This is a genomic window from Cysteiniphilum sp., from assembly GCF_057495195.1.
In genome coordinates this window covers 1-7,437 of the sequence record NZ_JBXTEF010000064.1, presented here as the reverse complement: position 1 = coordinate 7,437, position 7,437 = coordinate 1, and the positions used below count along the sequence as shown (strand labels likewise).

At 38.0% G+C, this 7,437-nt stretch carries 5 protein-coding genes; 4 read left to right on the top strand and 1 reads right to left on the bottom strand.

The window, feature by feature from the left end; all coding sequences use genetic code 11:
• The first annotated feature begins 71 nt into the window (after positions 1 to 71).
• Positions 72 to 1,760, top strand: a complete 1,689-nt coding sequence (locus tag ACY10D_RS05520) for an IS1634 family transposase (RefSeq protein ID WP_486999768.1) — start codon at positions 72 to 74, stop codon at positions 1,758 to 1,760.
• Between the two features lie 444 nt (positions 1,761 to 2,204).
• Here ACY10D_RS05520 and ACY10D_RS05515 read toward each other — a convergent pair whose 3' ends face one another.
• Entirely contained in the window at positions 2,205 to 2,858 is a 654-nt protein-coding gene (locus ACY10D_RS05515; RefSeq protein ID WP_192484180.1) for a DedA family protein, read from the bottom strand.
• Between the two features lie 319 nt (positions 2,859 to 3,177).
• Here ACY10D_RS05515 and ACY10D_RS05510 point away from each other — a divergent pair, with 319 nt between their 5' ends.
• From ACY10D_RS05510 to groL, 3 genes are all read left to right on the top strand, one after another.
• Entirely contained in the window at positions 3,178 to 4,956 is a 1,779-nt protein-coding gene (locus ACY10D_RS05510; RefSeq protein ID WP_486999767.1) for a TIGR03546 family protein, read from the top strand.
• A 225-nt stretch (positions 4,957 to 5,181) separates the two neighbouring features.
• Positions 5,182 to 5,469 (top strand): co-chaperone GroES, encoded by a 288-nt coding sequence (locus tag ACY10D_RS05505; RefSeq protein WP_192484177.1) that lies wholly within the window; start codon positions 5,182 to 5,184, stop codon positions 5,467 to 5,469.
• A gap of 152 nt (positions 5,470 to 5,621) precedes the next feature.
• A complete protein-coding gene (gene groL, locus ACY10D_RS05500) occupies positions 5,622 to 7,268 on the top strand; it encodes a chaperonin GroEL (protein ID WP_486999766.1) in 1,647 nt (548 codons plus the stop codon).
• Positions 7,269 to 7,437: the final 169 nt, after the last annotated feature.

Sequence of the window (7,437 nt, the reverse complement as noted above, 5' to 3'; positions counted from 1 at the left end):
CCCATATTTCGCACCAAAATTATAAAATTTGATTTATCATCTACTGTACAATAAAAATATAATGAAGATTCATGCTTTTAGAAAGCGAGTTGGTGCACAGTGAGACAATAGATCATCTTGGTTTAGTTGCTGCAACCATACAAGATATTGGTTTGATTGAAAAAATAGACAACCTAATACCTGTAAGTAAAGATAAAGGCGCTAATTTGACAATAGGTCAGCGTGTTGCTGGTATGATAATAAATGGTCTTGGTTTTGTTGATACAAGGTTATATATGTATGCTGAATTTCTTGCTGACAAGCCACTTGAGAGATTGATAGGTGACGGTGTTTTGCCTGTGCATTTCACAGACGATGCCTTAGCAAGGGGGCTAGATGAAATTGCTAAATACGGAGTAGAGAAACTTTTCGCATCAATTGCCTACCCTATAGCATTGGAAAATGATTTGCTTGGTAATAATCTGCATATGGATACCACATCATTCAGTGTTTTTGGAGATGATTATCAGAACCGTGGTCTCTTGCTTAATAATGGAAGTCTTCCAACACCAGAAGTAAATTACGGTTACTCAAAAGCACACCGACCTGATTTAAAGCAAGTTGTTTTAAATATGGCAACTACTGGTGCTGCTTGCTTTCCACTATGGATGGAATCTCACTCTGGTAATGCATCAGATCAAAAGGTTATGCCTGAGTCATTTCAGCGGGTCAACGAATTTATAAAATCAATCCATGATGATGCTAAATTTTTATATGTCGCTGATAGTGCGGCATATAGCAACTGTGTAAAGAACAACGATAATATTATATGGCTTTCACGTGTTCCTGAACGCATAAAGCTCTGCGGTGATCTTGTGGGTTTATCTGATGATGATTTTTCTTGGGTTGAGCATGGTAATGGATATAAAATCTGCTGTATTGGCGTGACGCATGAAGGTGTAAAGCAATATTGGTCAGTAGTGTTTTCACAACAAGCTTATGATAGAGAAATAAAAACATTTGAAAAAAAACTATCCAAACTGGATCAAAGCTTTGGTAAAGAAGCATGGCATTTTTCTTGTCAGAATTATGCGTGCAAAGAAGATGCTCAAAGTGCAATTAACGGTTTTACAAAAAAGCTAAAATATCATGTTGCAAACTTTGAAATAAAGGAACGTAAATATTACACTGGCAAAGGAAGACCTAAAAAAGATCAGAAGCCAGATGCGTTAAAATATTACGTTGATCTTACGATAAAAAGAGATCAGCAGGCAATTGACCAGCATATGCGTCGCAAAGGCAGATTTGTATTAGCCACTAACGATATTGAATCACAACGTATTGCGCCTAATGAGATGTTAGTGAATTATAAAAAACAATCTGGAACCGAAAGCGGTTTTGCTTTTATGAAAAACAAAGACTTTCAGGTTTCAGCTATTCATCTTCATACGCCTCACAGAATCTCGGCTTTAATGATGGTTATGACCCTTTGTTTGATGGTGTACTGCATTGCACAGCATAAGCTTAGGCAAACGCTTAAAGAGCATTCAGAAACTATTCCTAATCAAAATGGTAAAGAAACTGACAATCCAACCATGCTGCGTGTTTTCAGGTTGTTTTTGGGTATACAACTTTTGATTATTACTTCTGGAGATGAAAAGCAAGAGACTGTTTTAAACTTGAATCCTATCCGTATAAAAATCATTAACCTGTTTGGTTTTAGGGCAAGATATATATACGGTTTAGACAATAAAGATGATCAAAATAACAACAAGATTTAACTTCAACTAGGATAAATCCGCCTAAAATTTGTATTTCCACTTTTTTTTGGTGTTTTGACAAAGGCATTAGCTAGCTGCCTCACCTTTTATGTGCTTAAAATGTGACCATATATAAGATAATGCAAAATCGATTACCTTGGTGCGAAATATGGGCTATAAGTGTGGGTGTTGAGCAATTGAAATAGCTGTGAGGTGCCAGATTAAGTCGCTATAATAAGGCATATAAATATCAAAACGGTATGAATTTTCAAGGGCAAGTTTAACAAAATTAAGATCTTATTCCTGTCTTAACTTTGCTAAACACCCTATCCTCCCCCCAGAGTATTACAATGATGTATTAGCTTTCTTTATGAACTTGCTAAGATGGGGGTAGATTATCAACAATCTGTTAATTAATAAACATACTGAATCATACGAAATGTATCACGCCTGAGATGGACGGAATTAACAGCTCTTTTGTTTTTTAAGTGAGCGACGCTTTTTAATTATTTCAATAATTGCAGGCATGATTGAGACAAGAATAATGGCAATAACAAGATAGCTGAAGTTTTCCTGCATAAATGGAATATTACTAAAGAAATAGCCAAGATATGTGATTGATCCGACCCAAATAAATGCTGCAATAACACTTAAAGTGATAAAGCGGCGATAGGGCATCTCTCCCATGCCAGCGGCAAATGGGGTGAATGTGCGAATGATTGGCACAAAACGCGCGATAATAATGGCTTTGGCACCATACTTTTCAAAAAACTGATGGGTTTTTTCAAGATGAGATGTTTTAAGAATTTTAGCATCTGGTTTAAATAATTTCTCACCAAACAAATGACCCACCCAATAGTTAACGTTATCACCCAAAATAGCAGCGAATGCTAGTACAAATACCATCAAATGAACATTTAGATTGGTGGTTGCAGTAATAATGCCAACGGCAAATAATAAAGAGTCACCGGGTAGAAAAGGCATAATCACCAAGCCGGTTTCACAAAAAATAATTAAAAACAACAGCGCATAAGTCCAAAGACCAAAGGTGTTAACCAGTGTGTTCATGTGAACATTTAGGTTGAGCACAAAGTCAATAAGGTAGTGTATCAAATCCATAAAATAGCGAAGGCCTTCTTTAAGCAAAATTGAGTTGGCTGCATTATAACGAGAGATTGCTAGAGGAGCTATGAAAACATGTGTTAACGATAAAGTAACAAAAACGTTGACTGTCCCCTGAGCTAAGTCGAAGGGGTAGAGTAAAAAGTGGCTTCGACTAATGCTCAGCCAACGAGCACATATAAAAGCACAAGAAATGTAAAATCAAGAATACTGTAAAATCGTTTTTATTTATATTTTCCTGAAGCGTATCAAGCTTGAGTGAATATGCTTTTTAGACTACAGTTTGTTTGCGAGTCGATTTAGAAAGGATATCACGATGAAATTTATCAAAAAACTTATAGCGATTATTACGGGGCAATCCAATCCAATGCAGTTATTTTTAGCGGCGTTATTTGGTTTCTTATTAGGGTTTATGCCGGGATTTCAATATTCGCCATTTATCTATCTTGTTGCCGTTTTGCTTTTGTTGTTATTAAATGTCAACTTAGTCGTGGCAGCCATTATTTTTGCGGTTGCTGAAATTTTATCTTTTGTTTTAGAGGCGTTATCTTATCATCTAGGGACTTGGTTATTAGATGGTTTCTTGCAACCTTTATTTAAATGGATGATTAACGCACCAGTATTAGCCTATGCGGGATTTGATTATTATCTGGTGAGCGGCAGCTTCATCTTGGCAATCATTCTTGGTGTGATTGTGGGCATTTTGCTTGCGCGATCTGCCAAAACTATCAAAGTTAAGATGGCGACCCTACAGACTGGAAAAGAAGCTTACAATAGAATCATTAATAAGCGATCTATCAAAGTCATATCATGGGCTGTCTTTGGTAAATCAGCACATAAAATTGATTGGGTTCAGTTGCGTGATAAAAAACTGAAGCATCCGTTTCGTTGGTGGGGTGTGATCGTAACGGTTGTGATCATTGTTTTGTTATTTGTTATGAGTAGCTTCTTGCAGTCGCAAGTTGTCAAAAATATTTTAGTTACTCAGCTAACTAAAGTTAATGGCGCGACAGTAGATATAGGCCAACTTGATATCGATGCTTTAGATGGGAAAATAGTTATCAAGGATCTGGCTTTTGCGAACCCTGATGATTTATATCAAAATAGTTTCTTTGCAAAAGAGTTAAAAGCTGAAGTCAATGTAAGCGCACTGTTGGCAAAACGACTTGAGCTAAGTGATGTGGTTGTTGATCGTGTACTAACAAATAGTAAACGTCAAAGCAAAGCCTCATTATATGCTAATACAAGTACAGAAAGTGATACTGCAACGCCAGTTGATGATAAATCAAAAATAACAGACTCAGTCAAAGATGTGAGCAAAAAGGATAAAACACAACAATTTGATGTACGTCATTACATTAAAAATGCCAACGAATATTATGGCTATCTTGCTAAGCTTGTGCGCGTGATTAAATGGCTAGCACCTGAGCCGGTTGCTCAGGAAGATAAAGTCATCAGCAAAGAAAATAATGATATTATACCCGTCTATCAATATGCACAAAGGCAGGCATTGCACCTAATTGAGCAATCACCAACCCTTGTGATTGCTAAACTCATGGTCAACAATATTCATTATAGTGATGAGTTACAATTAAATGTCAAAGCAAGTAATCTTTCAACGCAACCGTGGCTGACCATCGCGCCGACAAAAATTAATATTGTTAGTGCCGATAAGACCCTGAATATTGATTTTGTTAGTGCGAATAATAGTCGAATTGCGCCAAGCTTTGGTTTAATGCTTAAAAGTATGCCGGCGGATAAACTGTTAAGTGATATTAAGTTTGGGAATAGCTTTAATCTCACGGCTAAGACATATGATATTAGTATGCATGGATCTTGGGGCTGGCAATCTGGTGATATTCAACTGAATGCGCCTGCAAATATTACATTTTATGATGCGAAGCTTAATGCCGGTGGTGTCAATCAATCATTAGCGAAGCTGCCACTGAAATTTAATGTGAAAGGTAGTTTAGCTCATCCAGTGATTGAGATGGATAGTGCTCAATTACAAAACATCTTAATCGAATCAGGCACTAATGCAGTGAAAGATCGATTAAAAGATGAATTAAAAAACAGACTGCCAATTGGTTGGTGATACATACAATAATGTTGAATGAGGGTGAATTTTATCCAAACAATGAATCATCCCTGGGTGAGGTCAAAAGTGAAATTTTGATTGCAAAATAATCAATTGCTGGGACCTTAAAAAATAAATCAAAAAACTTTAAAAATTTTTCTTGAAATGCAAATTGCTATCACCATATTTCTGCCTGCAATAAACAACTAATGTTTAACAATAGGTTAAAAAAGGAGTCTAAATATGGCAATTCGCCCTTTACATGATAGAGTGTTGGTTCGTCGCGCTGAGGAAGAAGAAAAATCAGCAGGCGGGATTATCTTAACGGATAGTGCTAAGGAAAAACCAATGCAAGGTACGATTATTGCAGCAGGTCACGGTAAGGTTTTAACAGATGGCGGCGTGCGTGCGCTTGATGTTAAAATTGGTGATAAAGTATTATTCGGTAAGTACGCAGGCAATGAAGTTAAAGTCGATGGTGAAGAACTATTGATGATGCGTGAAGAAGATATTATGGGTGTGATTGAATAAATAAAAATATTGGATGTTTGCTGATTTACCTCGTAGGGGCGTATTGTATACACCCAGAAGCTATAAGGTTATTAGTAGGCATTATTTTTGTTCAAAACGTAAACGTATTTTAACAATTAAAGCTAAACAAAGAAATTTAAGAGGAAAGAAACATGGCCGCTAAAGAAGTAATGTTTTCAGATGACGCACGTACTCGTATGCTAGATGGTGTTAATACACTAGCTAATGCAGTAAAAGTAACTTTAGGTCCTAAAGGACGCAATGTGGTACTTGAGAAATCATTTGGTGCCCCAGCAATCACTAAAGATGGTGTATCTGTTGCTAAAGAAATTGAACTACAAGATAAGTTTGCCAACATGGGTGCGCAAATGGTTAAAGAAGTGGCCTCAAAAACTGCTGATATCGCAGGTGATGGTACAACGACGGCAACTGTTCTAGCACAAGCTTTATTAACAGATGGTCTAAAAGCGGTTGCTGCAGGCATGAACCCGATGGACCTTAAGCGTGGTATTGATAAAGCGACAATTAAAGCGGTTGATGCATTAAAAGCATTATCTAAGCCATGTGCTGATAATAAGGCAGTTGAGCAAGTTGGTACAATCTCAGCAAACTCTGACGCAACTGTTGGTGAGCTAATTGCTAAAGCAATGGCTAAAGTAGGTTCTGAAGGTGTTATCACTGTTGAAGAAGGCAAAGGCTTCGAAGATGAATTGGACGTGGTTGAAGGTATGCAATTTGATCGTGGTTACTTATCTCCATATTTTGCAACTAATCAAGAGAATATGACGGCTGAGCTTGATAATCCGTATATTTTGATCGTTGATAAGAAAGTCTCTAATATCCGTGATTTATTGCCAACATTAGAAGGTGTTGCTAAGTCTGGTAAGCCATTATTGATTATCGCTGAAGATGTTGAAGGTGAAGCATTAGCAACATTAGTTGTTAATAATATTCGTGGTATTGTGAAAGTTGCTGCAGTCAAAGCACCTGGCTTTGGTGATCGCCGTAAAGCAATGCTAGAAGATATCGCTATCTTAACAGGTGCTACAGTTATTGCTGAAGAAGTTGGTTTAACATTAGAGAAAGCAACGATTGAGCATTTAGGTACGGCTGCACGTGTGCAAATCACTAAAGATGATACAACAGTTATTGATGGCGCTGGTCAAAAAGCGAATATCGAAGCACGTGTTGCGCAAATCAAAAAGCAAATTGAGGAGTCAACCTCTGACTATGATCGCGAGAAGCTTCAAGAGCGTTTAGCTAAGTTAGCAGGCGGTGTCGCTGTAATCCGTGTTGGCGCTGTGACTGAAGTTGAGATGAAAGAGAAAAAAGACCGTGTTGATGATGCGCTTCATGCAACGCGCGCTGCGGTTGAAGAAGGCGTTGTTGCTGGTGGTGGTGTTGCACTACTTCGTGCACAAGCTGCTCTTGAGGCTCTAAAAGGTGACAATGAAGACCAAGACCACGGTATCGCATTAATGCGTCGTGCGATGGAAGCGCCTTTACGTCAGATCGTTAAAAATGCGGGTGGAGAAGCTTCTGTTGTTGTTAATAACGTTCGCGCTAAAGATGGCAGCTATGGCTATAACGCTGCAAATGATACTTATGGTGATATGATCGAGATGGGTATCTTAGATCCAACGAAAGTAACGCGCTCAGCATTGCAACACGCTGCATCTGTTGCTGGTCTTATGATCACAACAGAAGCAATGGTTGGTGAGATTAAAGAAGACAAAGCTGATCCGGCTGCTGCAATGGGCGGCATGGGTGGAATGGGCGGTATGCCTGGCATGATGTAATCATCAGCTATCCACAACTATAAACAATACAAAAGGGGCGTTATGCCCCTTTTGTATTGTTATCGTTTTTTAGGCTATGACTATATTCCTGCCCACTTTGATTGTGTAAGCGTTGGCTGAGCGTAAGTCGAAGCCTCTATGAAGTGTGATTACCCACTTCGACTGATGC

Coding starts and splice junctions, on each gene's coding strand:
- ACY10D_RS05515 (WP_192484180.1), bottom strand. CDS start 2,858: ATGGATTTGATACACTACCTTATTGACTTTGTGCTCAACCTAAATGTT.
- ACY10D_RS05505 (WP_192484177.1), top strand. CDS start 5,182: ATGGCAATTCGCCCTTTACATGATAGAGTGTTGGTTCGTCGCGCTGAG.
- ACY10D_RS05510 (WP_486999767.1), top strand. CDS start 3,178: ATGAAATTTATCAAAAAACTTATAGCGATTATTACGGGGCAATCCAAT.
- ACY10D_RS05520 (WP_486999768.1), top strand. CDS start 72: ATGCTTTTAGAAAGCGAGTTGGTGCACAGTGAGACAATAGATCATCTT.
- groL (WP_486999766.1), top strand. CDS start 5,622: ATGGCCGCTAAAGAAGTAATGTTTTCAGATGACGCACGTACTCGTATG.